This window comes from Nocardioides maradonensis (assembly GCF_054777115.1).
Window position 1 is genome coordinate 196534 of record NZ_BAAHAZ010000002.1, and the last position, 22093, is coordinate 218626.

The window sequence follows — 22093 nt, forward strand, 5'->3', positions numbered from 1 at the left end:
TTCGTCGCGAGGGGTGGATGCGATGCCGACGACGCTACGCCAGCTACGAAAGCAGGCGTCGCGGCATCAGCAGGTAGCGGAAGCTGCCGCCGTCGTCGTCCTCGTCGGTGCCGCTGATGACGACGGGCTTGGACGACTGGGTGAACGCCAGCTCGACGACCGGTGCGTCGATCGCGGTGAGACCGTCGAGCAGGTACTGCGGGCTGAAGCCGGTGGTCAGGTCCTCGCCCTCGATCTCCGCGGGCACCGACTCCGAGGCCTGCGCCTGGTCACCGCTCCCGGCGTCGAGGGTGAGCGAGCCGTCCTGGAAGGCGAGCTGCACGGCGGCGTTGCGCTCGGCCACGAGGGCCACCCGCTTGACCGACTCGACCAGCGCGGCCTTGTCGATCTTCGCGGTGGTGAGCCGCTCGGTCGGGAACAGGCCGCGCACCTTCGGGAACTCCCCGTCGAGCAGGCGTGTCGTGGTGCTCCGGGTGCCGCCCGCACCGGTGCCCTCGAAGCCGATCAGGCCGTCGCCCACGCCGCTGCCGGCGAGCGCGATGGTGATCTCGGCACCCGCCGTGAGCGACTTGGCGGTGTCCGCGAGGACCTTGGCCGGCACCAGCGCGGCGAGCGAGGCGTCCGGAGTCCCCGGGTTCCAGGTGAGCTCGCGCAGGGAGAGGCGGAAGCGGTCGGTCGCGAGGAGCGAGATGGTGTCGCCCTCGATCTCGAGCCGTACGCCGGTGAGCACGGGGAGCATCTCGTCGCGGCCGGCAGCTGTCACGGCCTGGGCCACGGCGTGGGCGAAGGTGTCGCTCGGGACGGTGCCGCTGGCGGAGGGCATCTCGGGAATCGTCGGGTAGTCCTCGACCGGCAGCGTCTGCAGCGAGAAGCGGGAGGAACCACAGGTCAGCGAGACCCGAGCGCCGTCGAGCGCGAGGTCGACCGGCTTGGCCGGGAGGCTGCGACAGATGTCGGCGAGCAGCCGGCCGCTCACCAGCACGCGACCCTCGTCGCTGACCTCCGCGGCCAGGGTCGCCCGCGCGGACGTCTCGTAGTCGAAGGTCGACAGCACGAGTCCGTCGTCACTGGCCTCGATGAGCAGCCCGGCCAGCACCGGCATGCTCGGCTTGACCGGCAGCGTGCGCGCGGCCCAGGCGACGGCGTCGGCGAGGACGTCGCGATCGACTCGGAACTTCACGTGGGTCTACCTCCGCTAGAAGTGGGATTGCATCCTGTCACGTCGTGCAACCGGTGTGGTGGCGGCGGTCGTGTTCCACAGGCAAGGGCCCCGGAGAAGTTCCACGGGGAATCGGATGCATACGTGGGTAGGTAGTTGTCATAGGGCCGGTGGAAACTGTGGAGAACTGGCGTTTTCCCAGGTCAGAGGACCAGTCGACGGTGGATCGAGCTGTGGACGACGCCGAGGACGTCAAGGTTCGGATGTGGACCCGTCGGTGCCTGGGGACCACCTGCCCGGTGCCTCCACGGAATCCTCCCCGTGTAGTTCGCACCATTTCCGCAGAGTTGTCCACAGGCGTGGATCGTCGCGCTCAGCCCTGGCGGGCTGTCATCTTGATCCGGTTGGTGAGCTCGCTGACCTGGTTGAACACGGCCCGGCGCTCGCCGAGGAGCTGGTTGATCTTCCGCTCGGCGTACATGACGGTGGTGTGGTCGCGTCCTCCGAAGTGCTTGCCGATGCGCGGCAGCGAGTCGTTGGTGAGCTCACGGCACAGGTGCATCGCGATCTGGCGCGCCATGACCAGGTGCCGTCCGCGGCTGGGGCCGGTGATCTCGTCGATGCTCAGGCCGAAGTAGTTCGCGGTCTGGGCGATGATCAGGCCGGCGGTGATCTCCGGCTCGCCGCCCTCGGGGATGAGGTCCTTGAGGACGATCTCGGCGAGCGTCATGTCAACGTCCTGGCGGTTCAGGTTCGCGAAGGCGGTGACCCGGATCAGCGCGCCCTCGAGCTCGCGGATGTTCGTCTGGATCTTGCTGGCGATGAACTCGAGCACGTCGGAGGGGGCCGTGAGCCGGTCCATCGCCGCCTTCTTGCGCAGGATGGCGATGCGGGTCTCGAGGTCCGGCGGCTGGACGTCGGTGATCAGGCCCCACTCGAACCGGTTGCGGAGCCGGTCCTCGAGCGCCTCGAGCCGCTTCGGGCTGCGGTCGGACGTGAGCACGATCTGCTTGTTGGCGTTGTGCAGCGCGTTGAAGGTGTGGAAGAACTCCTCCTGCGTCTGCTCCTTGCCCTCGAGGAACTGGATGTCGTCGATGAGCAGGACGTCGACGTCGCGGTACTTGCGCTTGAAGCGGTCGGGTCGGTCGTCGCGGATCGAGTTGATGAACTCGTTGGTGAACTCCTCCGAGCTCACGTACCGCACCTTGGACCCGGCGTAGATGGTGCGGACGTAGTGGCCGATGGCGTGCAGCAGGTGCGTCTTGCCCAGGCCGGACTCGCCGTAGACGAGCAGCGGGTTGTAGCTGCGGCCCGGCGCCTCGGACACGGCCACGGCGGCCGCGTGCGGGAAGCGGTTGGACGACCCGATGACGAAGGTGTCGAAGGTGTACTTCGGGTTGAGCCGGGACTCGCCGGGCTGGGTGGCCGCCGGCTGGGTGGGGATGTCCTCGGTGAGGGTCGACAGGTCGACAGGTCGATTTGTCGACAAGTCGGCAAGTCGATCCTCGGGCGACATCAGTGGCTCGTCGGCCGTCGCCGCCACGTCCGGTACGACGGGTCCGCGGGCGTCGACGGACTCGTCGAGGTGCTCCAGGGACGTGTCGACGGTGACCGCGAGCTGGATCTCGTGGCCGAAGCGTTCGCTGAGCGCACCCTCGAGCTCGGTGCGGTGCCGACCCTCGAGGCGCTTGCGGGTGAAGTCGTCGGGGACCGCGACGATCGCGGTCGTGCCGTGCAGGTGCACGGCCTTGCTCGAGCGCAGCCAGGCGCGCTGGCTGACCTGCAGCTCGGCGACCACGGCGCGCCACTCGGTCTCGAGCCGATCCTCGGCCTGGGTTGCCCCGGGGTTCTGGTCCGCCTGGTCGTCGCCGGTCCCGGTCACATCCACCCTCTCGCCCTGGTCCACAAGTTTGTCCACAGGTTGTGGACTGCGCCGTACCCCCCGTTGGATCGGCGCGACCCGAGACCGGCCGACCATTCCCCGTTCGACTGTTTCTGCAGGTCAGACCCTATTTTCTGGTCTGATCTCCGGGTCTCGCGACCGGTCGGGATCGGGTTCTGCTCGGTCCGGAGGGGAAACCCGGATTGGACGAACCTAGCCACAAGGGCAGGGGCGGATCAACCCGCTATCCACAGGTTCTGCCACAACCTGGTGCGACACAGTGTCGCGGTCACGGAGGGGACGTGTCGTCGGTTTGACCCGATCTCTGCTCCGCGCGTACCGTTGGGCGGTCATTCGGTGTCGACCGCTGCCGCATGTCCACGGTGAGTCATCTCGTTCGTTCGAGGCTCGGCGTGGCTGCGCGGTGGCGGCCGACCGGACGCGTCGACGGAAGAGTACGACGCGCCATCCGCATGGCCCTTCCCGACACACCTTCGAGAGGTCAGACGTGAGCAAGCGGACGTACCAGCCGAACAACCGCCGTCGTAACAAGACGCACGGCTTCCGCCTTCGGATGCGCACCCGTGCGGGCCGCGCCATCCTGGCGAACCGCCGCCGGAAGGGCCGCAAGGACCTGGCGGTCTGAGGCCAGTCGGCCTCGGCTGATGCGCCGCCCACGGTTGATCCCGTCGGGCCGGGGCTGACGGTGCTGCCTGCGACCCATCGACTCGTCGACGCCGAGGCGTTCCGGGCCACCACCCGGCACGGTCGGCGCGCGGGCTCCGCGACCCTGGTCACCCACCTGCTCGTCGACGACTCGGTCGGCGGGCAGCTTGGCGTGCGCCCGGCACGGGCCGGCTTCGTCGTGAGCAAGGCCGTGGGGATCTCCGTGGTGCGCTCCCGGGTCAAGCGGCGGTTGCGCCACCTCGTGGCAGAACGGCTCGACCGGCTGCCGGCGGGAGGCGACCTCGTCGTACGGGCGAACCCGCCCGCGGCGCAGGCGTCGTACGCGGAACTCGGCAGCGATCTCGACCGTTGCTTGGATCGGATCCTGACCGCCGAACCCGGAGCGCGAACGTCGTGAGGCACGTCCTGATCGCGCTCCTGCGCGGATATCGCTTCGCGATCAGCCCGATGCTCGGCCAGACGTGCCGCTACTACCCCTCCTGCTCGGCGTACGCCATCGAGGCGATCACCGTGCACGGAGCGATCAAGGGGAGCTGGCTCGCGACCAAGCGCGTCGCGCGGTGCCATCCCTGGACCCCCGGCGGGGTCGACCACGTCCCGCCGCGCAAGCCCGAGCGTGCGTCGGACCGACGCCGTTCCCCGAGCGGCTCCGGCCGCCCGACACACCCTAGGAGCCTTTAGTGGGCGTCATCGGCGACATCGGCCACTTCATCATGGTGCCGCTGTACTACATCGTGTCCGCGGTGCTGGTCGCGTGGCACTGGTTGTTCAGCCTCGTGCTCAACCCGGCCGGCGGTCTCTCGTGGACCCTGGCGATCATCGGACTCACCGTGACGATCCGTGCGGCGCTCATCCCGCTGTTCGTCAAGCAGATCAAGTCCAGTCGGAACATGCAGCTGCTGCAGCCCAAGATGAAGGAGCTGCAGAAGAAGTACGGCCACGACCGTCAGCGCCTCGCCGAGGAGTCGATGAAGCTGTACAAGGAGACGGGCACCAACCCGTTCGCCTCCTGCTTGCCGCTGCTGCTGCAGATGCCGGTCTTCTTCGCGCTCTTCCGCCTGGTCGACCACGCGGCGAAGTCGGGCACGGGCAACGGGTTCCTGAGCGACACCCTCGCCGCCCAGTTCAAGGGCTCCGAGATCTTCGGCAAGATCCCGGTCACCGAGTCCTTCTGGGGCGCGCGCACCTGGGGCCCCACGCCGAACGGCCTGGTCATGGTCGTTGCGCTCGTCCTGTTCATCTGCATGATCGCGACGACCTTCACCACCCAGCGCCAGCTGATGACCAAGAACATGCCGGCCGAGGCGATGAGTGGTCCGTACGCGCAGCAGCAGAAGATGCTGCTCTACGTCCTTCCCTTCGTCTTCGCCATCACCGGCGTGGCCTTCCCGATCGGCGTCGTCCTCTACTGGACCACCTCCAACCTGTGGACGATGGGCCAGCAGTTCTACGTGATCCGGAACAACCCCGCCCCCGGCACGCCCGCCTTCAAGGAGAAGCTGGAGCGGGACAAGGCCAAGGCCGCCAAGCACCCGGAGCGGTACGCGCAGGACCTGGCCCTCGAGGCGGACACCGCGACCGAGACGAGCGAGAGCCGGCCGGCGCAGCGGCAGCAGCCCAAGCGGCAGACCAAGGCACAGCGGAAGAGCGCCGGGAGCGCCAACCGCCCGAACCAGAACAAGAGCAAGGGAGACGCCCAGTGAGCACCGAGATCGAGACCACCGAGCCCGCCGAGCAGCCGGCAGGGTCGCGGGTCGACGCGCTGGAGCGCGAGGGCGACATCGCGGCGGACTACCTCGAGGAGCTGCTCGACATCGCCGACCTCGACGGTGACCTGGACATGGACGTCGAGGCGGACCGCGCGTCGGTGTCCATCGTGGGGGCTGACCTGAGCCAGCTCGTCGGTCGCGACGGCAAGGTGCTCGAGGCGCTGCAGGAGCTGACCCGGTTGGCCGTCTACCGGGAGACCGGTGAGCGCTCGCGCCTCATGCTGGACATCTCCGGCTTCCGTGCCGACAAGCGCGCGCGCCTGACCAAGCTCGGCACCGAGACGGCCGAGAAGGTCATCGCGTCGGGCGAGTCGGTCTCGCTCGAGCCGATGTCGCCGTTCGAGCGGAAGATCGTGCACGACGCCGTGGCGGCGGCCGGTCTCCGGTCGGAGTCGGAGGGCGTGGAGCCGCGGCGGCACGTCGTCGTGCTTCCGGCCGACTGAACCTCCGATCGCCGACGTTTCACGTGAAACACGACAACGACACGGCGGCGGGTGTGCCCGAGCGGCACCCCGCCGCCGTGCGGCATTTCGGCCCCGACCGCCTGCCGCTCATCGATCGGTACGCCGAGCTGCTCTGCACCGAGGGTGTCGTCCGGGGACTCATCGGTCCTCGAGAGGCGCCGCGGATCTGGGACCGGCACCTGCTCAACTCCGTGCTCATGGCACCGGCGCTGCCCGCGGGCGCGCGCGTGGCCGACATCGGCAGCGGCGCCGGCCTGCCCGGGCTGGTGCTCGCGATCGCCCGGCCGGACATCTCCATGACGCTGGTCGAGCCGCTGCTCCGGCGTACGACGTTCCTGGAGGAAGTGGCCACGGAGCTAGGGCTCGACAACGTGCGGGTCGTCCGCGGTCGGGCCGACGCGCTCCATGGCCGGGAGCGGTTCGACGTGGTGACGGCCCGTGCGGTGTCCGCGCTCGGGACGCTGCTGGAGTGGTGCCTGCCTCTGACCGAGCCGACCGGCGCGCTCGCCGTCCTCAAGGGCGAGAGCGCGGCCGAGGAGGTCGCCGCGGCGCAGCCGATCCTGCGACGGTGGGGGTGCGCTCCCCCGGTCATCGAGGTGTACGCCGACGAGGACGACTCGATCGTCCCAGCGCGGCTGGTGAGGGTTACGGCCGCTGATCCGACACGGGTATCGTGGCCGCCCTCGGGTGGACGCAAGCCGGCTGTCGGCGGCCCTCGTCGGGGTAGGTCCCAGCATGGTGATGCGAGGAGGAAGAAGTGATCGATCCGCCGGGCTCCCCGGAGTTTTCCACCGGTGGCGGGGGCACTGCTGAGCGTGACAATCCACAGATCGATGGTGTTTATCCACAGGAAGGTGGTGCTCACGCCGTGACGTCGAGCGACGCTGTTTCACGTGAAACAAGCACAGGCGCGGGCATGCCGCGGATCACGACGGCTGCCGATCTCGTCGACGGAGCGACCGACTTCGACGACGACCAGACGCCGTTGGCGCGCGCGGCCCAGCAGTCGGTGATGGTCCGCCAGGGCATCCCCTCGGCGCAGCTGCCGCGGCCGGCCCGGACGCGTGTGTTCGTGGTGGCCAACCAGAAGGGTGGGGTCGGCAAGACGACCTCCACCGTCAACCTCGCTGCGGCGCTGACGCACCTGGGTCAGCGCGTGCTCGTCATCGACCTCGACCCGCAGGGCAATGCTTCGACCGCGCTGAACATCGAGCACCACCGGGGCGTTGCGTCGACGTACGACGCGCTCGTGGACGGCACTCCGCTCGCCGACATCGCGCAGCCGTGCCCGGACGTCGCCAACATGCACGTCGTCCCGGCGACGATCGACCTGGCCGGAGCTGAGATCGAGCTGGTCAGCGTCGTGGCCCGCGAGGGTCGCCTCAAGAAGGCGATCCACGCGCACCCGCTCGTCGGCGACGCCACGGCGGGGGAGGAGCGGTTCGACTACGTGCTCATCGACTGCCCGCCGTCGCTGGGCCTGCTCACCCTCAACGCGCTGTGCGCGGCCGAGGAGATGCTCATCCCGATCCAGGCGGAGTACTACGCGCTCGAGGGCCTCGGTCAGCTGCTGAACACGGTCGAGATGGTCAAGGCGCACCTCAACCAGGACCTGGTCGTCTCGACCATCCTGCTCACCATGTACGACGCCCGCACCCGCCTCGCGGCCGGTGTCGCCGCCGACGTGCGCGAGCACTTCGGGGACCAGGTGCTCAAGACCGCGATCCCGCGTTCGGTGCGGGTGTCGGAGGCGCCGTCGTACGGGCAGACCGTCATCACCTACGACCCCGCCTCACCGGGTGCGTTGAGCTACCTCGAGGCCGCTCGCGAGATGGTCGGACGGGCCGTGACGGAGGTGTCGGCATGAGCACGAACGCTCCGCGGCGCGGTCTGGGCCGGGGTCTGGGCTCCCTCATCCCCAGCGCCCCTCCGGCCGGGACCGAGGCGCCGGTTGTCAACCACGACGACCGGAATTCGGACATTGCCGCCACAGCGCCTTCCAGCGCATCGGTGGACCTGGGGTCCACCGGCCCGACGTCAGGCCCGGAAAGCGCGATTTCGGGTCTGACGGCCGTCGAGGGCGCCTACTTCGCCGAGCTGCCCGTCGACGCGATCAAGCCCAACGCGGTCAACCCGCGGACGGTCTTCGACGAGGAGGCGATGGCCGAGCTGGTCCACTCCATCAAGGAGATCGGGCTGCTGCAGCCGGTCGTGGTCCGGCAGACCGGCCCGTCGGCGTACGAGCTGGTCATGGGTGAGCGCCGTTGGCGCGCGACCCAGCAGGCCGGGCTGGCCACGATCCCCGCGATCGTGCGCGAGACCGACGACACCGACATGCTGCGCGACGCGCTGCTGGAGAACCTGCACCGCAGCCAGCTCAACCCGCTGGAGGAGGCGGCGGCGTACAACCAGCTGCTCGAGGACTTCGCGTGCACCCACGAGGAGCTGGCCCAGCGCATCGGCCGCTCGCGCCCGCAGATCAGCAACACGCTGCGCCTGCTCAAGCTGACCCCGGCCGTGCAGCGGCGGGTCGCCGCCGGCGTGCTCTCGGCCGGTCACGCGCGTGCGCTGCTCGGCGTGGCTGACCCGGACGCGCAGGACAAGCTCGCGCAGCGGGTGGTGGCCGAGGGCATCAGCGTCCGGGGCCTGGAGGAGATCGTCTCCGTGGGGGACGGGGAGCCGAAACCACAGCGGTCGCGCACCTCCAAGCCGAAGGCGCCGGGCCTCAGTGAGCTCTCCGAGCGGCTGGCGGACCGGCTCGAGACGCGGGTGAAGATCGACCTGGGGCGGGCCAAGGGCAAGGTCACCATCGAGTTCGCGAACACCGGTGACCTGCAGCGCATCGTCGACCTGATCGATCCGCGCAACCGCACCGACCGGGTGATCTGAGTTTCCGCGAGCGCGTCGCCGCGGTCGCTCCCTCGCGGGACTTCGGCGGCGGCGCTCCTGCGGTCGCTCGTTCCTCGCTCCCTCCGTCGCTTGCCACCGGCGCCCCGCCTCGGTCGCTGCGGCGCCGCGCTGCCGCGGGCGCGGTTGCCACTCGTAGGCCCAGGGTTGGCATGGCGGCAAGACGACAGCGCTCGGGGCAATGGCAAGGGGCACCGGTGAGAACCGGTGCCCCTTCGGCATGTCAGGCCTGCTGACCTGCGGATACTCAAAATGTCGACAAAGAGACTTGTCGAGATATCTCCAAGTCGATGGATCTACTGGGTGTCCTGGGCGGCCTCGCGCTCGGCGGCCCTCGCCGCACGGCGGGCCATCTCCTCGGCGTCCATCTCGAGCGCCTTCTCCGGGGTGGGGGCGCTGCCGCCGAGGCGGGCCGGCGTCCACCAGGAGCCCGGCGCCTTCTCCTCCGCGGGGTACTCGGCGAGGACCTCGTCGAGCATCTTCTGCATCCGCTCCCGCAGGATCGCGGTCTCGGCGGCGACGTCCTCGCCGGTCACCACGATCGGCTCGCCGACCTTGACGATGATGGTCTTCGGGGACCGGGAGAAGTCCTTGGGGTGGTCCTTGGTCATCAGCCGCTGGGCGCCCCAGACGATGGTGGGGAGGATCGGTACGCCGGCCTCGGCGGCGATCCGCACGGCGCCGGTCTTGAGCTCCTTGATCTCGAAGGAGCGCGAGATGGTGGCCTCGGGGTAGATCCCGACGATCTCGCCCTGGTCGAGGTAGGCCTTGGCGTCGACAAGAGCCTGCTCGCCGGCGGCGCGGTCGACGCGGATGTGGTGGAAGCTGCGCAGCAGGTGGCCGACACCGCCCTTGTCCATCATCTCCTTCTTGATCATGAACCGGACCAGCCGCTTGCGCGGCTCGGCGCCCGCGCCGGCGTAGATGAAGTCGATGTAGCCGGTGTGGTTGATGGCCATCAGCGCGCCACCGGTCCGCGGCACGTTCTCGGCTCCGGAGACGACCACGTTCTGGCGCATCAGACGGAAGAGGACCTTGGCCAGGACGATGACCGGCGGGTAGGTGATGTCTCGCACGGGTCAAAAGTGCCAGACCTGGGGGCCGGGCGCGAGGGGGCGGCTCGGTGGATTCAGCGCCCCGAGTTGTTCGCGAGAGACAAAAAAGCCGGAGGGCCACCGCACGGGTGGCCCTCCGGGTGCAGCAATCAGTCGTCGGAGGCAGGAAGTGCGCCTCCGGGGACCTGCGAGGGGAACAGAATCCGGCTGTCGCCCGGGTAGGGGCGCGACCAGTCGTGCGCCCGGTACCAGGTCCACCGGTTCATCAGCTCCGGGTGGGTCGAGTCGGCGACCGCACCGTTGCCCGTGAGCTGCTGGTGGCTGATCCACCGGGCCCACGCCGCCGCCACGGCCCGGTGCGAGGCCGGTACGGCGGTCCGGGCTGCCGTCTGCCGGCTCACAGTCGCCGCCGCGGCACCCGTCGTGCCGAGGGTGTCGGTGCCACAGGCCGGTGCGGTGGCGACGCCCTCGGTGAGCGGGATCTGGTTGCGGACAGCGTCGTACGGGGTGAGGTCCGGCTTGGTGGTGAAGGCGTCGTACATGGGCGTCGCCGCCGCGACCTTCTGGTTCAACGGCTGCGCGCCGAGGATCTGCTCGATCGTGCGGACCATCGAGATCTGCGAGTAGTAGGTGTCGACGACCTTGCCGTGCTGCGCCCAGGGACTGATGACCTGGATGGGTGCCCGGTGGCCGTCGACGTGGTCGGCGCCCGCCTGGCTGTCGTCCTCAGCCACGAAGATGACCGAGTCCTTCCAGTACCTGCTGTGCGAGATCGTGTCCACGATCCGCCCGACGGCGAGGTCGTTGTCGGCGACCTGGGCCCGCGGGTCCGCCGTACCGCCGGTGTGGTCGTTGGAGAGCCACACCATGTTCAGGCTCGCCGGGCCGTTGGCCTCGAAGTCCTGCTTCCAGATCTGCTCGCGGTAGATGTCCGGGATCGAAAGGTCGAACGGGGGAGACAGCGGGTCGGCGATGGCGTTGAGCGACGGGATCACCGAGCCGTAGTCGCCCTTGAGCTCCGGCGTGGTGAGCTGGGCGGGGTCGCCGCCGTTCTGCACGCTGGTCGCCGCGCAGTAGTACTGCTGCCAGGACCCCGACGGCTTGCCCTCGGTGTACTCGAACTCGCCGTAGTTGCGGGCGGTGCCGCCCGCGTCCTTCACGGCGGTCCACAGGAAGCCGGAGCGCTGGTGGCCCAGCACGTCCTCCTCGGTGTCGTAGGAGCGGACGTACTCACCGGCCGAGGACTCGGTGTACTCCGGGTTGTCGCCCTGCATCAGCCAGTTGTGGCCCTCGGCGGAGTTCGTGCCGACGTCGTACACGTTGTCGTAGAGCCCGAACTGACGGGCCAGCGCGTGCTGGTTGGGCGTCACCGTCGCGCCGAACTGCGCGAGGGAGGCGTCGCCGTTGCCCTCCGGCATGTCGCCGTAGACCTGGTCGTAGGTCCGGTTCTCCTTGACCAGCAGGAAGACGTGCTTGATCGTCGACGGGTCACCGATCCGGTGTGGGACCGGCACCGGCTTGGCCGGCTTGCCCGACGCCTGCTTCACGTCGCTGCCCGTCCAGCCGTTCTGGGAGAAGACGGTGTCGGTGTCGGCCGCCACCTGGTCGTCGCTCGGGAGCTGGAACCGGGTCAGCGAGGCGGTGGTGCCGTGCGTGCCGTGGCCGGTGGCCGGCGTGGTCCCGTAGCCGGCGCTGAAGGTCAGCAGCGGGCCGCGGGCGTCGATGCCGCGGGTGTTGGTGACGTAGAGCTCGCCGCCCACGTTCGCGATGGTGGCGGGGTAGTAGTCGGTCGGCAGCAGGCCGACGTAGCGCACCGGGTCCTTGGGGTCGCTGCTCGCCCGGTAGACCGCCACCGCGTTCGCCCGGCCGAGGGTGACGAGCAGCCGCCCGTTGTCGACGGTGAGGCTGGTCGGCGCGTAGCCGACGTGCGCGGACGGCCAGGGCTGGGTCGCGATGGTCTGCACGACGTCGTCGGAGCGGGTGTCGACGACCGAGACCGTGTCCCCGAAGGTGTTGGCGACGTAGAGGGTCGTGCCGTCGGCGTACATCGCCGTGGGGTGCAGGCCCACCGCGATCGACGACGGCGCGGCCGTGGGGCTGGTGGTGTCGATGACGCTGACGGTGCCCGTGGTGGAGGTGCCCTTGTCGCCGTCGGCGACCACGTCCGTGCCGTACGACGTCATCGTGGTGTCGCCGGCCTTCGCCGTGCGGCCGCCCTCGTCGGTCACGTAGAGCTTCGACCCGACCAGGGTCACCTCTCGCGGGGCCACGCCGACGTTCCAGGTCGCGGCCACGGTGCCGGTGGCCGGACTCATCGCGACGACGGTGTTCTGGCCGTTGAGCGGGACGTACATGGTCGCGCCGTCGGCGGAGAACGCCGGCTTGCCCGGAAGAGCGGACAGCCCGTTCACCTTCGCGAGCGGGTACGACGTCGGCGTACCCAGCGTGCCGTCGGCGTTGACCGGGAAGCGGGTCATCGCGTCCTGCTGGGACAGCCAGAGCCACTTGCCGTCGGGGGAGTAGACGGGACCCTCCTGGCCGACGGTGCCGTTGCCGATCTTCTGGTACTGCAGGCCGGTGAAGCCGGCGTTGGTGATCGCGGTCGCGGCGCTGGCCACCGAGGCGGTGCCGGCGGCGGCGATCGGCTTGTAGGAGGCGAGGTCGAAGACCTGCAGGTCGAAGGACCGGTCGGCGCTCGAGGCGGCCAGGAAGCGGCCGTCCGGGCTCACCGAGGAGCCCATCATCTTGCCGAACGGGGTCATCAGCCGGTCGCCCAGCGGGTTGATGACCTGGTCGTCGGAGACCTGGATGCCGGCGGCCGTCTGGTCGCCGACGTGGTTCGTGCCGAAGCCGGCCGTCGACCCGTAGGCGACACCGGTGGAGGCCAGGGCCAGCGAGGCCAGCCCGGCGAGGACCAGGCGCGGGCGCCGAGTCGTGACATGGCGCAGCCCGTGATGGACACCGGCGACGCGTCGTCGCGTGACGTTCAATGGATCATCCTTATCGATCGGAGCGGGGGAGCAGGTCGACGAGGCCGTCGAACTGCCAGAGCGGGTTGGGTACGTCGCCGGTCGGCGTACGCACCGTGAAGCTGCCGTTCACCTCCTTCGGTCCGTCGCCGTCGGCGACGTACTTGCCGTCGGCGCTCACGTCGAGCTGGTACGTCGCACGACCGACCACGGTCGAGCCGGGCAGCCGCCAGGACACGACGCAGCGCCAGTCCGAGCCCGGACCGTTCTGCGCCGGGGTCGCGCCGCCCTGGGTGCCCTTGGCGCACCGCGCGCGGGTGCGCAGCTCGGCCTCGCTGACGGCCGGGCGGTGCAGCTGGTCGGTCTGCAGCCGGTAGAGGTGCGCGAAGCTGGTGGCCAGCGCGTCCTGGAGGCCAGGTCGGTCGATGCCCCGGCCCGTCCCGGCGCCCGCCACCGCGAGCCCGGCGGAGGTCACGACCAGCAGCGCGCCCAGCGGCAGGGCCGCGGCGAGGACGGTCCGACGCGCGGATCCGTCGTACGCCGTGTCGGTGAAGTCGCGTCGCCGGAACACCAGGTAGCCGGCGGTCGTGGCCACGGCGGCCCACACCAGGCACACGACCATCCCGGCCCACAGGCCGGACGTCGTGGCCGGGTCCGTGAAGAGGCCACGCCAGCCGAGCAGCGCCTGGCTGGGGAGCGCGAGCCGGAGCGCGACCGGCAGCGGGAGCAGCTGCGCGAGGGCGAGGCCGAGAGCGAGCAGCGCGGGCAGCGCGAGGCCGACCGGGGAGCGACCGAAGAGGACCGAGCCGAGCAGGCCGACCGCGCCGAAGGCGGCGGTGGGGGCGAGCACGCACAGCCAGGCGAGCAGCACGGTCCGGCCGGCGTCGGACGCCGAGAGCTGGTGCCCGTCCAGGCCGGTCAGGGCGTGGTCGCCGGCTCCGGCCAGGCCGCCGACGATGCTCGAGGTGGCGAGCAGCACGAGCAGGACCACCAGGACGGTCGCAGCGGCGAGCGCCTTGGCGAGGTAGATCCGACGCGGAGAGCGGACAGCGACGACGAGGTGGCGCCAGGTGCCGAGCCGGTCCTCGGCCGCGAAGACGTCGCCGGCGACCAGGGCGGTGAGCAGGGGGAGGCCCCAGCTGCACGCGAACGACAGCACGACCAGCGACCCGGCCCAGCCGGTCACCGGCATCTGCCGGCCGAAGGCGGTGTCGGTAGGCAGCGAGCTCTGCCGGCTGATCACCAGCACGAGGACGGCCGGCACCACCGCGCAGACCAGCAGGACCGCGCGCACCCGCCACTGCGCCAGCAGCTTGACCAGCTCGAACCGGAAGGCGTTCACGCGACCTCGCTCCGCTCGGTGAGGGCGAGGAACGCCGCCTCGAGCGGCGAGGTGACCGGCGCGAGCTCGCGGATCGCCACGCCCTGGCGGACCAGGCCGGCGACCAGGGTGTCGAGGGCGGAGGTGCAGGCGCGGACGAGAACGCCGCCGGCGTACTCACGGTCCAGGAGGGTGACGCCGCCGATCGCCTCGGCGACGCGGCGGGTGGTGGCCGGGTCGGTGGTGACGAGCCGGTAGTCGAGGTCGCCGCTCTCCGCGGCCAGCTTGGCGAGCGGACCGGAGAACATGACGCGGCCCGCGGCGAGCAGCGTCACCTCGCGGCACAGCGCGGTCAGGTCGTCCATCCGGTGGCTGGAGAGGAGGACGGTGGCCCCGGCGGCGGCGAGGTCGGAGATCACGCCGTGGATCTGCCGCTTGCCGGCCGGGTCCAGACCGTTCGCCGGCTCGTCGAGCACGAGCAGCTCCGGCTCGGTGAGGAAGGCGGCGGCCAGCGCGAGCCGTTGCCGCATCCCGAGCGAGAAACCTCGGACCCGGTCGTCGGCCACCTCGACCAGACCGACCCGGTCGAGGGCGTTCGCGACGCGGTTGCGCGAGGCGGCGCCACGCTCCCCACGCAGGCGTTCGAGCGCGGTGAGGTTCTGCCGGGCCGTCAGCGCGGGGTAGAGGCTCGGGCCGTCGAGGAAGCCGGCGACCTCGCCGCGGATCTCGAGGGTCCCGGCGTCGGGGGTGGCCAGACCGAGCACCAGCCCGAGGAGGGTCGTCTTGCCGGCACCGTTGGGTCCGACCAGGCCGTGCACCTCACCGCCGGGCACGTCGAGGTCGACACCGTCCAGCGCGAGGACGTCGCCGAAGGTGCGGACGACGCCCCGGGCCCGGACCGCGGGGGCAGCCATGGGTACTTCCTCTCCGAGAACGCTGCGGTCAGGAGGGGGCTGACCGCCGGAGAGACGCTAGGAGCCGGCTGTGGCCGCAGGGGTGCGCGGCGACGAACGGCCGGCGAACGACCGCCGTACCGAAGGTTGCGAAGTGAAACTATCGGCGCGTGGCGAGGAAGTCGGCGATCCGGCCGATGCCCTCCTCGAGCATGTCCACGTCCGGCAGGGTGACCAGGCGGAAGTGGTCGGGGGCGAACCAGTTGAACCCGGTGCCGTGGGTGACCAGGATCTTCTTGGCGCGCAGCAGGTCGATCACGAACTGCTGGTCGTCCTCGATGGCGTAGACCTCCGGGTCCAGGCGCGGGAAGCAATAGAGCGCGCCCTGCGGCGTGACCGAGGAGACGCCCGGGATCTCGTTGAGCAGCTTGTCGGCCAGCATGATCTGCTCGTAGAACCGGCCCCCGGGCACGATCAGCTCGTTGATCGACTGGTAGCCGCCCAGCGCGGTCTGGATCGCGTGCTGGGCGGGGACGTTGGAGCACATCCGCATGTTGGCGATGAGGGTGAGGCCCTCGAGGAAGTCACCCGCGAGCTCCTTGGGGCCCGAGATCATCACCCAGCCGGCGCGGTAGCCGCACACCCGGTAGGCCTTGGACAGGCCGGAGAAGGTCAGGCACAGCACGTCGTCGCGCGCGGCCGTCGCCGCGTGGTGGTGGACCGCGTCGTCGAAGATGATCTTCTCGTAGATCTCGTCGGCCATCACGACCAGGTCGTGGCGCCGAGCGATGTCGACGAGCGACTCGACCATCTGCTTGCTGTAGACCGCCCCGGTCGGGTTGTTCGGGTTGATGATGACGATCGCGTGCGTGTTCTCGGTGATCTTCGACTCGATGTCCTCGAGGTCCGGCATCCAGCCGTTCGACTCGTCGCAGCGGTAGTGCACGGGCGTGCCGCCGGACAGCGACACCGCGCCGGTCCACAGCGGGTAGTCCGGCGCCGGCACGAGGATCTCGTTGCCGTCGTCGACGAAGGCCTGCAGCACCATCGAGATCAGCTCGGAGACGCCGTTGCCGATGAAGACGTCCTCGACCTCGGTCGTGATCAGGCCCCGGGACTGGTAGTACTGCGCGACGGCGGTGCGCGCGGAGTAGATGCCGCGCGAGTCGGAGTAGCCCTGCGCGTTCGGCAGGTGGTGGATCATGTCGGCGAGGACCGCTTCGGGCGCCTCGAAGCCGAAGGGTGCGGTGTTGCCGATGTTCAGCTTGAGGATCTTGTGACCCTCCGCCTCGAGCCGCTGGGCCTCCTCGAGGATGGGTCCCCGGACGTCGTACCTGACGTTGGCCAGCTTCTTGCTCTGTCGGATCTTGCGCACGGTGCATTCTCGCATCCGGGTTTCGGACCTACGATCGAGTTATGGCCCGTACGACGGTCCCCCTGACGCTCGACCTGCTGGAGCAGCTGGACTCGCCCTGCCGCTCGTGCGTCTTCTGGCAGCTCGACCCGGTACGCCGGGAGCGGCTCTCCGCCGACGAGGCGCTGGCCGAGAAGGAGGCCTGGGTCTCCGAGGTCCTGCGCGAGTGGGGGTCGTGCGGCCGGGTGCTGATGATCGATGGCACGCCCCGCGGCTACATCATCTACGCGCCCGAGGCGTACCTGCCGGGCGCGGCGTCCTTCCCGACCGCACCCGTCTCGCCGGACGCGGTGCTGCTGGCGACGGCGTGGCTGGACGCGTCGTACGACGGCGTGGGGATGGGTCGCCTCCTGGTGCAGGGCATGGCCCGCGACCTGGTGACCCGCCGCGACGGCGGCATCCGCGCGGTCGAGGCGTTCGCGTGGACGGGACATGGCTCGACCGCGACCTCGTGCACGCTGCCGGCTGACTTCCTGGCGCGGGTGGGGTTCAAGACGCACCGCCACCACCCGACGACGCCGCGGATGCGCATGGACCTGCGCTCCACGATCACCTGGCGCGACGAGCTCGGGGCGGCGTGGGAGCGGTTGGTGCACGTCGTACGCCCCACGCCCGCAAAAGCGCCGACACCCGCCCACCGGCAGCGGTGAGCGGGTGCCGGGGTCTCGATACGCCCTCGCCTAGCGGCTCGGGCTACTCGACCGACGACGGATGCGTCAGGCGATGAACTCTTCCAGCTCCTTGAGGATCGCGGCCTTCGGGCGCGCGCCGACGATGGTCTTGACGACCTCGCCGCCCTTGTAGACGTTGATGGTCGGGATGCCGGTGACGCGGTACGACGCCGGGGTGACCGGGTTCTCGTCGACGTTCATCTTGAAGAAGGTGACCTTGTCACCGTGCTGACCGGCGATCTCGTCGAGGATCGGGGCGACCTGACGGCACGGGCCGCACCACTCGGCCCAGAAGTCCACGAGAACGGGCTTCTCGGACTTGAGCACGGAGGTGTCGAACTCGGCGTCGGTGACGGCGGAGATGTTGTCAGCCACGATGGCTTCCTTCCAGGTTGGGTGAACGCAAAGGTCTGATGGGTTGAACTCAGGCGGAGGCCGGGACATTCCCCGCGGTCGCCTGCGCGTGGGCGAGGTCACCGAGGTAGCGCTCGGCGTCGATCGCGGCCGCGCAGCCGCTGCCGGCGGCGGTGATCGCCTGGCGGTAGCGGTGGTCGACCAGGTCACCGCAGGCGAAGACGCCGCTGATGTTGGTCGCGGTGGAGCCGTTGGCGACGAGGACGTAGCCGTCGTCGTCGAGGTCGACCTGGCCGACCAGGAGCTCCGAGCGCGGCTCGTGCCCGATCGCGATGAACAGGCCGGTGGCCGGGATCTCGCGGGTCTCGCCGGTGACGGTGTCCTTCAGGGTCAGGCTCTCGAGGGAGTCCTCGCCGTTGATCGACTCGACCACCGAGTTCCACTCGATGTCGACCTTCGGGTCGGCGAAGGCGCGCTCCTGCATGATCTTGGAGGCGCGCAGCTCGTCGCGACGCACGATGAGCGACACCTTGGTGCCGAAGCGGGACAGGAAGGTCGCCTCCTCGACCGCGGAGTCGCCGCCGCCGACGACGGCGATGTGCTGCTCGCGGAAGAAGAAGCCGTCGCAGGTCGCGCAGTAGGAGACACCGCGCCCGGAGAGCCGCTCCTCGTTGGGGAGGTCGAGCTTCTTGTAGCCCGAGCCGGTGGCCAGGATGACGGCCTTCGCGGTGTACGTCGCGTCGGCGGTCCTGACCACCTTGATGTCGCCGGTCAGGTCGACCTCGACCACGTCGTCGGCGACGAGCTCGGCGCCGAAGCGCTCGGCCTGCGCGCGCATCTCGTCCATCAGGGCGGGGCCCTGGATGCCGTCACGGAAGCCCGGGAAGTTCTCGACCTCGGTGGTGTTCATCAGCGCACCGCCGGCCGTCACCGAGCCCTCGAACACCAGCGGCTTGAGGCTGGCGCGGGCCGTGTAGATGGCGGCGGTGTAGCCCGCCGGGCCCGAGCCGATCACGATCACGTCGCGGGTCTCGTCGGTCATGGATCCTCCGTGTCAGGTACGCCGAGAGGGCTCGGCGCGGGGCTGCTGCAACAACGACGAGGATAGGCGGCGCATTCCCTGCGGCCGAGCGGGCGTCAGGGCGTGGGCAGGGTGATCGAGCGCAGGACCGTGGCGGTGCCGCACTGGAGCACCTCGGCCACCTGGGTGGAGCCGGCGGGGGCGCGGAAGGCGACGACGGCCGGTGCGCCGGCGTACCGGCTGCCGATGAGGAAGCCACGGCCGAAGGCGGCGTGGGCGCAGGTGAAGCCGCGAGCGGCGTGCACCGTCGTCGAGCGGTACGTCTCCGGCGGCACCCGGCGCCGCAGCCGGAGCAGGTCCGCGCGCAGGGTGTGCCGGTGCAGGGTGACGGAGCCGCTCGCCGCGAAGCGGGACTCGCCCATCGCGACCGCTCCGGCCTCCGTCTTGTCGAAGGTGTGTCTGTCCGGTCGCGGGGCGGTGGCAGCGACACCGTTGCTGGGGGCCCTGCTCACCGCGTTGTCGCTCGATGCGGTCTGCTGGGTGCTGGCGCTGTCGTCGTGGAGCAGGGGTACGCCGATGCCGGCCACGACGACCGCCGCCGCGGCGACGAACAGCGCCGCGAAGGTACGCCGTCGGCGGCTCGACAGCGGCACGACGGGGGCCAGCGGCTCCTCGGGAGACGGGGACGAGCCGGCCCGCTCCGCGACCAGGTCGGCCAGCGTCGCGTCCAGCCGGTCGGCGACATCGCCCGGCAGCGCGGGGGCCTCCGCCGCGCCGACCGAGCCGAGCAAGCGGCGTACGGCGGCCTCCCGCTCGGGCGTGAGCTCGGCGTCGTCGGTCATCGGTCTTCCTGGGTTCGGGGTGTCGGTGGGGCGGGATCAGTCGGTCGGCACCGGAGGTGGTCCGCGCGGGGTCTCCGATCCGACGTACGACGAGGTCCCGGGGTTCCCGGTGGTCGGCGTGAGGTGGCTCTCGGTGTCGGCGTCGAGCAGCTCGGCGAGGACCACGGCCAGGCGGGCGCGCGCCCGGCTGCACCGGCTCTTCACGGTCCCGACCGCGCAGTCGAGGATCTCGGCGACCTCGGCCACCGGATAGCCCTCCATGTCGACGAGCACCACGGCGGCGCGCTGCTCCTCGGGCAGCAGCCGCAGCGCGGCCAGGACCAGATCGGCGCGCTCACGGCGTACCGACAGCTCGGCGGGGTCGAGGGCGTCGTCGGCGGTCCGGAGCGAGCCGCGGTCGGCGCCGCCGAGCTCGTCCAGCTCGTCCGGCAGCGGGTCGGCCCGGCGGACGGCGCGGCGGCGGAGCAGGTCCAGGCAGGCGTTGACCACGACCCGGTGCAGCCAGGTGGTGACCTGCGCGTCGCCGCGGAACGAGTCGGCCCGGCGGAAGGCGGCGATCATGCCCTCCTGGAGACCGTCGGCCGCGAGCTCGGCGTCGCCGGTGGTGCGGACCGCGACCGCCCAGAGCCGGTCGCGGTGCCGTCCGAAGAGCTCGCCGAACGCCTCGGTGTCCCCGGCGACGTGGGCGGCGAGCAGCTCGGCGTCCGTCGCCTCACTCGCCACGGACGACCACCTCGGCGATGGAGCCGCGGAAGCCGCCGGTGACAGCGGGGAGCCTGGTGAGCCACACCAGCACGTACTGCCCGGTGGCCGGGGCGGTCGGGGTCAGGTCCAACGACGTCCCGGTGGCGGTGCCGACCGCCGCGGGGTGTCCGGTCGGCGCCGTGGTGGGTCGGTCCGGGTCGACGTACAGCTGGACGGTGGTGGGTCTGCCGACGAAGCGGAGGGACACGTCGCTGACGGTGTGCTCGGAGCCGAGGTCGACGAGCAGGCCGACACCGCGGGTGAGGGCCGGCGCCGTCGGGCCGAGCTGCGCGTCGTAGCGGGCGGTCGTCCAGACCGTCGCCGGCTTGCCGTCGACGGCGAGGCCGGCCTCGGCGGTGTTCGCGTCCGTGCCCCGGATCGGGTCGAAGCCGCCGGCACGCAGACCGGTCAGGGGCACCGCCGGGTTGGTGGTGGCCGTGCTGCTCGTCGTGGTGCGGTCCGACGACGGCTTGCCACCGAACGCGTCCCGGCCGCGCCCCAGGTTGAACGCGATCGCGACCGCGAACAGCAGCAGGAGCGCGACCAGCACCCCGAGCCCGAGCCGCAGCCAGCTGCGGCCCGGCATGGTGTCGTCGTCGTTGGCGGCCCGCTCCAGCTCGGCGTCGTGGTCCCACGGCCAGTAGCCGACGATCTCGCCGGTGGGCACCGGACGGTCGAGCGGGTGGTGCGCCTCCGGCGGGGGAGGTACGTCGTCGCGCGGCCGCCGCACCGGCTGGCCGGCGGGCGGGTCCGGGGCGAACAGCGGACGCTCGGGCGGATCCTCGAACGGCGGGGGAGGCGGTGGCGGGGTGCTGCGGGTCCGCAGCCACTCGACCTCGTCGTCGTCGCCGAACACCGGCAGCCCGGGCTCGGTGGGGAGCTCGGTGACCAGCGGGATGGAGTCGTCGGGCTCGCGGGTCTCCTCGACGACGGCGGTGTCGTCCGCGGTGTCCGCGGTGTCCTCGGCCTCCTCGACCTGGGCGACCTCCTCGGCCGCCGGAGGGTCCGGGTCGACGTCCTCGATCTCCGGGTCCACGATCGGGGCCAGGTCGAGCGGCCGGATCTGGTTGATCGGCAGGACCGTCGTCGCCAGCGCCTCGGTCAGGCCGGTGGGGTCGCCGATGAAGTCGAGCAGCGCCGCGCCGATCGCGCCTGCGGACGAGACGTCGACCGAGGTGGTGGTGACCGAGCTGCGGCGTACCCAGTGCCGCCGGCGCAGCTGCGGGTCGGTGGCCTCCGCGGTGGAGCGCCACAGCTCGTCCAGCGGTTTCGGTACGCCGGCGCGCACCTGCCGCGGCGACAGGATCTCGTCCGCGGTGCGGGGTGCGGCGGGCACCAGCGAGCTGGACGGACCCGGCCAGGTGCCGGTCAGCGCGCTGTAGAGCAGCCCGCCGAGGTCGCCGAGGTCGGTGGTGAACCGGCCGCCGGGCAGCCCGTGCAGGGCCGCGTCCACGCAGAAGCCGATCAGCCGCACCGCGCCGAAGCGGTCGATGAGGACGTTCTCGGGGTTGAGCCGGCCGTGGGCCACGCCGGCGCGGTGGGCGCGGTCGATGGCGTCGGCGACGTCCGCGACCAGCCACGCCGAGCGGCGTGGGCCGATCGGGCCGTTGTTGGCGAGCAGCAGGTCCAGCGAGGTGCCGGTGCCCCACTCGTTGACGACGTAGCAGAGGCCGTCGCGGGTCTCGGCGTCCAGCACCCGCAGGACCCGGGGGTCCAGGAAGGTCGCCGACGCCTGGGCGGCGGCGATCAGCCCGGCGGCCCGGGTGTCGTCCTCGGCGATGACGTGCAGGGCGACGTACCGCTCCAGGACACGGTCGTGCGCTCGCCAGAACCGCCCGCCGCCGCTCTCGCTGAGGAGGTCGATCAGGCGGTAGCGACCGGCGAGAAGGTCTCCGGGCCGGGTCGACAGCGCCACGTCCTTCATCCTATGCACCTCCATGG

General features: G+C 70.9%; 21 protein-coding genes. 9 read left to right on the forward strand and 12 right to left on the reverse strand.

The annotated features are described in order from the left end of the window. Positions 1 to 43 precede the first annotated feature (43 nt). Together dnaN and dnaA are read right to left on the reverse strand one after the other, a co-directional pair. Positions 44 to 1180 carry a DNA polymerase III subunit beta gene (gene dnaN / locus ACYVAQ_RS02645; protein ID WP_460786900.1) on the reverse strand — a complete coding sequence of 379 codons (1137 nt, stop codon included), beginning with the start codon at positions 1178 to 1180 and terminating at the stop codon, positions 44 to 46. A 352-nt stretch (positions 1181 to 1532) separates the two neighbouring features. After that, positions 1533 to 3041, reverse strand: coding sequence for a chromosomal replication initiator protein DnaA (gene dnaA / locus ACYVAQ_RS02650; protein ID WP_460786901.1), 1509 nt, complete (start codon positions 3039 to 3041; stop codon positions 1533 to 1535). Positions 3042 to 3549: 508 nt separating this feature from the next. On the opposite strand from dnaA, the gene rpmH reads away from it, so the two are divergent. From rpmH to ACYVAQ_RS02690, 8 genes are all read left to right on the forward strand, one after another. Beyond that, positions 3550 to 3687 carry a 50S ribosomal protein L34 gene (gene rpmH / locus ACYVAQ_RS02655; protein ID WP_460786902.1) on the forward strand — a complete coding sequence of 46 codons (138 nt, stop codon included), beginning with the start codon at positions 3550 to 3552 and terminating at the stop codon, positions 3685 to 3687. A gap of 60 nt (positions 3688 to 3747) precedes the next feature. Beyond that, positions 3748 to 4125 (forward strand): ribonuclease P protein component, encoded by a 378-nt coding sequence (gene rnpA, locus ACYVAQ_RS02660; protein ID WP_460786903.1) that lies wholly within the window; start codon positions 3748 to 3750, stop codon positions 4123 to 4125. Next, complete coding sequence (yidD, locus tag ACYVAQ_RS02665; protein ID WP_460786904.1) at positions 4122 to 4409, forward strand: membrane protein insertion efficiency factor YidD; 288 nt, start codon at positions 4122 to 4124, stop codon at positions 4407 to 4409. Before rnpA ends, yidD begins: the two co-directional genes overlap by 4 nt. 32 nt (positions 4410 to 4441) lie before the next feature. Further along, the gene (gene yidC, locus ACYVAQ_RS02670; RefSeq protein WP_460787067.1) at positions 4442 to 5431 is read left to right on the forward strand and encodes a membrane protein insertase YidC; all 990 of its coding nucleotides are present in this window, start codon (positions 4442 to 4444) and stop codon (positions 5429 to 5431) included. After that, the gene (locus ACYVAQ_RS02675) at positions 5428 to 5940 is read left to right on the forward strand and encodes a Jag family protein (RefSeq protein ID WP_460786905.1); all 513 of its coding nucleotides are present in this window, start codon (positions 5428 to 5430) and stop codon (positions 5938 to 5940) included. The genes yidC and ACYVAQ_RS02675 overlap by 4 nt, the downstream gene beginning before the upstream one ends. A 23-nt stretch (positions 5941 to 5963) precedes the next feature. After that, entirely contained in the window at positions 5964 to 6722 is a 759-nt protein-coding gene (gene rsmG, locus ACYVAQ_RS02680) for a 16S rRNA (guanine(527)-N(7))-methyltransferase RsmG (protein WP_460786906.1), read from the forward strand. Between the two features lie 155 nt (positions 6723 to 6877). Next, entirely contained in the window at positions 6878 to 7828 is a 951-nt protein-coding gene (locus ACYVAQ_RS02685) for a ParA family protein (protein ID WP_460786907.1), read from the forward strand. Then, positions 7825 to 8850 (forward strand): ParB/RepB/Spo0J family partition protein, encoded by a 1026-nt coding sequence (locus tag ACYVAQ_RS02690; RefSeq protein WP_460786908.1) that lies wholly within the window; start codon positions 7825 to 7827, stop codon positions 8848 to 8850. The genes ACYVAQ_RS02685 and ACYVAQ_RS02690 overlap by 4 nt, the downstream gene beginning before the upstream one ends. 314 nt (positions 8851 to 9164) lie before the next feature. On the opposite strand, the gene ACYVAQ_RS02695 is transcribed toward ACYVAQ_RS02690, so the two are convergent. From ACYVAQ_RS02695 to ACYVAQ_RS02715, 5 genes are all read right to left on the reverse strand, one after another. After that, positions 9165 to 9944 (reverse strand): lysophospholipid acyltransferase family protein, encoded by a 780-nt coding sequence (locus ACYVAQ_RS02695; protein ID WP_460786909.1) that lies wholly within the window; start codon positions 9942 to 9944, stop codon positions 9165 to 9167. Between the two features lie 128 nt (positions 9945 to 10072). Then, on the reverse strand, positions 10073 to 12913 hold the full coding sequence (locus ACYVAQ_RS02700; RefSeq protein ID WP_460786910.1) for an alkaline phosphatase family protein: 2841 nt from the start codon (positions 12911 to 12913) through the stop codon (positions 10073 to 10075). Between the two features lie 10 nt (positions 12914 to 12923). Then, entirely contained in the window at positions 12924 to 14234 is a 1311-nt protein-coding gene (locus tag ACYVAQ_RS02705) for an ABC transporter permease (protein WP_460786911.1), read from the reverse strand. Continuing rightward, positions 14231 to 15127: an ABC transporter ATP-binding protein gene (locus tag ACYVAQ_RS02710; protein WP_460786912.1), complete on the reverse strand. Its 897-nt coding sequence runs from the start codon at positions 15125 to 15127 to the stop codon at positions 14231 to 14233. The genes ACYVAQ_RS02705 and ACYVAQ_RS02710 overlap by 4 nt, the downstream gene beginning before the upstream one ends. 139 nt (positions 15128 to 15266) lie before the next feature. Beyond that, positions 15267 to 16481 (reverse strand): pyridoxal phosphate-dependent aminotransferase, encoded by a 1215-nt coding sequence (locus ACYVAQ_RS02715; RefSeq protein WP_460786913.1) that lies wholly within the window; start codon positions 16479 to 16481, stop codon positions 15267 to 15269. 41 nt (positions 16482 to 16522) lie between these two features. Here ACYVAQ_RS02715 and ACYVAQ_RS02720 point away from each other — a divergent pair, with 41 nt between their 5' ends. Next, positions 16523 to 17170 (forward strand): GNAT family N-acetyltransferase, encoded by a 648-nt coding sequence (locus ACYVAQ_RS02720; RefSeq protein ID WP_460786914.1) that lies wholly within the window; start codon positions 16523 to 16525, stop codon positions 17168 to 17170. A gap of 66 nt (positions 17171 to 17236) precedes the next feature. On the opposite strand, the gene trxA is transcribed toward ACYVAQ_RS02720, so the two are convergent. The 5 genes from trxA to ACYVAQ_RS02745 form a co-directional block, all read right to left on the reverse strand. Further along, positions 17237 to 17566 carry a thioredoxin gene (gene trxA, locus ACYVAQ_RS02725; protein ID WP_460786915.1) on the reverse strand — a complete coding sequence of 110 codons (330 nt, stop codon included), beginning with the start codon at positions 17564 to 17566 and terminating at the stop codon, positions 17237 to 17239. A 49-nt stretch (positions 17567 to 17615) separates the two neighbouring features. Then, positions 17616 to 18587 carry a thioredoxin-disulfide reductase gene (gene trxB, locus ACYVAQ_RS02730; protein WP_460786916.1) on the reverse strand — a complete coding sequence of 324 codons (972 nt, stop codon included), beginning with the start codon at positions 18585 to 18587 and terminating at the stop codon, positions 17616 to 17618. Between the two features lie 95 nt (positions 18588 to 18682). Beyond that, positions 18683 to 19408 carry a hypothetical protein gene (locus ACYVAQ_RS02735; RefSeq protein WP_460786917.1) on the reverse strand — a complete coding sequence of 242 codons (726 nt, stop codon included), beginning with the start codon at positions 19406 to 19408 and terminating at the stop codon, positions 18683 to 18685. A gap of 36 nt (positions 19409 to 19444) precedes the next feature. Beyond that, positions 19445 to 20131 (reverse strand): RNA polymerase sigma factor SigM, encoded by a 687-nt coding sequence (gene sigM, locus ACYVAQ_RS02740; protein ID WP_460786918.1) that lies wholly within the window; start codon positions 20129 to 20131, stop codon positions 19445 to 19447. Continuing rightward, the gene (locus ACYVAQ_RS02745) at positions 20121 to 22076 is read right to left on the reverse strand and encodes a hypothetical protein (protein WP_460786919.1); all 1956 of its coding nucleotides are present in this window, start codon (positions 22074 to 22076) and stop codon (positions 20121 to 20123) included. The genes sigM and ACYVAQ_RS02745 overlap by 11 nt, the downstream gene beginning before the upstream one ends. Positions 22077 to 22093 lie beyond the last annotated feature (17 nt).

Excerpts from the sequence above, each read along its gene's own strand:
- ACYVAQ_RS02690 (WP_460786908.1), top strand. The coding sequence starts at position 7,825 with ATGAGCACGAACGCTCCGCGGCGCGGTCTGGGCCGGGGTCTGGGCTCC.
- trxB (WP_460786916.1), bottom strand. The coding sequence starts at position 18,587 with ATGACCGACGAGACCCGCGACGTGATCGTGATCGGCTCGGGCCCGGCG.
- ACYVAQ_RS02745 (WP_460786919.1), bottom strand. The coding sequence starts at position 22,076 with ATGAAGGACGTGGCGCTGTCGACCCGGCCCGGAGACCTTCTCGCCGGT.
- ACYVAQ_RS02685 (WP_460786907.1), top strand. The coding sequence starts at position 6,878 with ATGCCGCGGATCACGACGGCTGCCGATCTCGTCGACGGAGCGACCGAC.
- ACYVAQ_RS02735 (WP_460786917.1), bottom strand. The coding sequence starts at position 19,408 with ATGACCGACGACGCCGAGCTCACGCCCGAGCGGGAGGCCGCCGTACGC.
- ACYVAQ_RS02710 (WP_460786912.1), bottom strand. The coding sequence starts at position 15,127 with ATGGCTGCCCCCGCGGTCCGGGCCCGGGGCGTCGTCCGCACCTTCGGC.
- yidC (WP_460787067.1), top strand. The coding sequence starts at position 4,442 with ATGGTGCCGCTGTACTACATCGTGTCCGCGGTGCTGGTCGCGTGGCAC.
- ACYVAQ_RS02720 (WP_460786914.1), top strand. The coding sequence starts at position 16,523 with ATGGCCCGTACGACGGTCCCCCTGACGCTCGACCTGCTGGAGCAGCTG.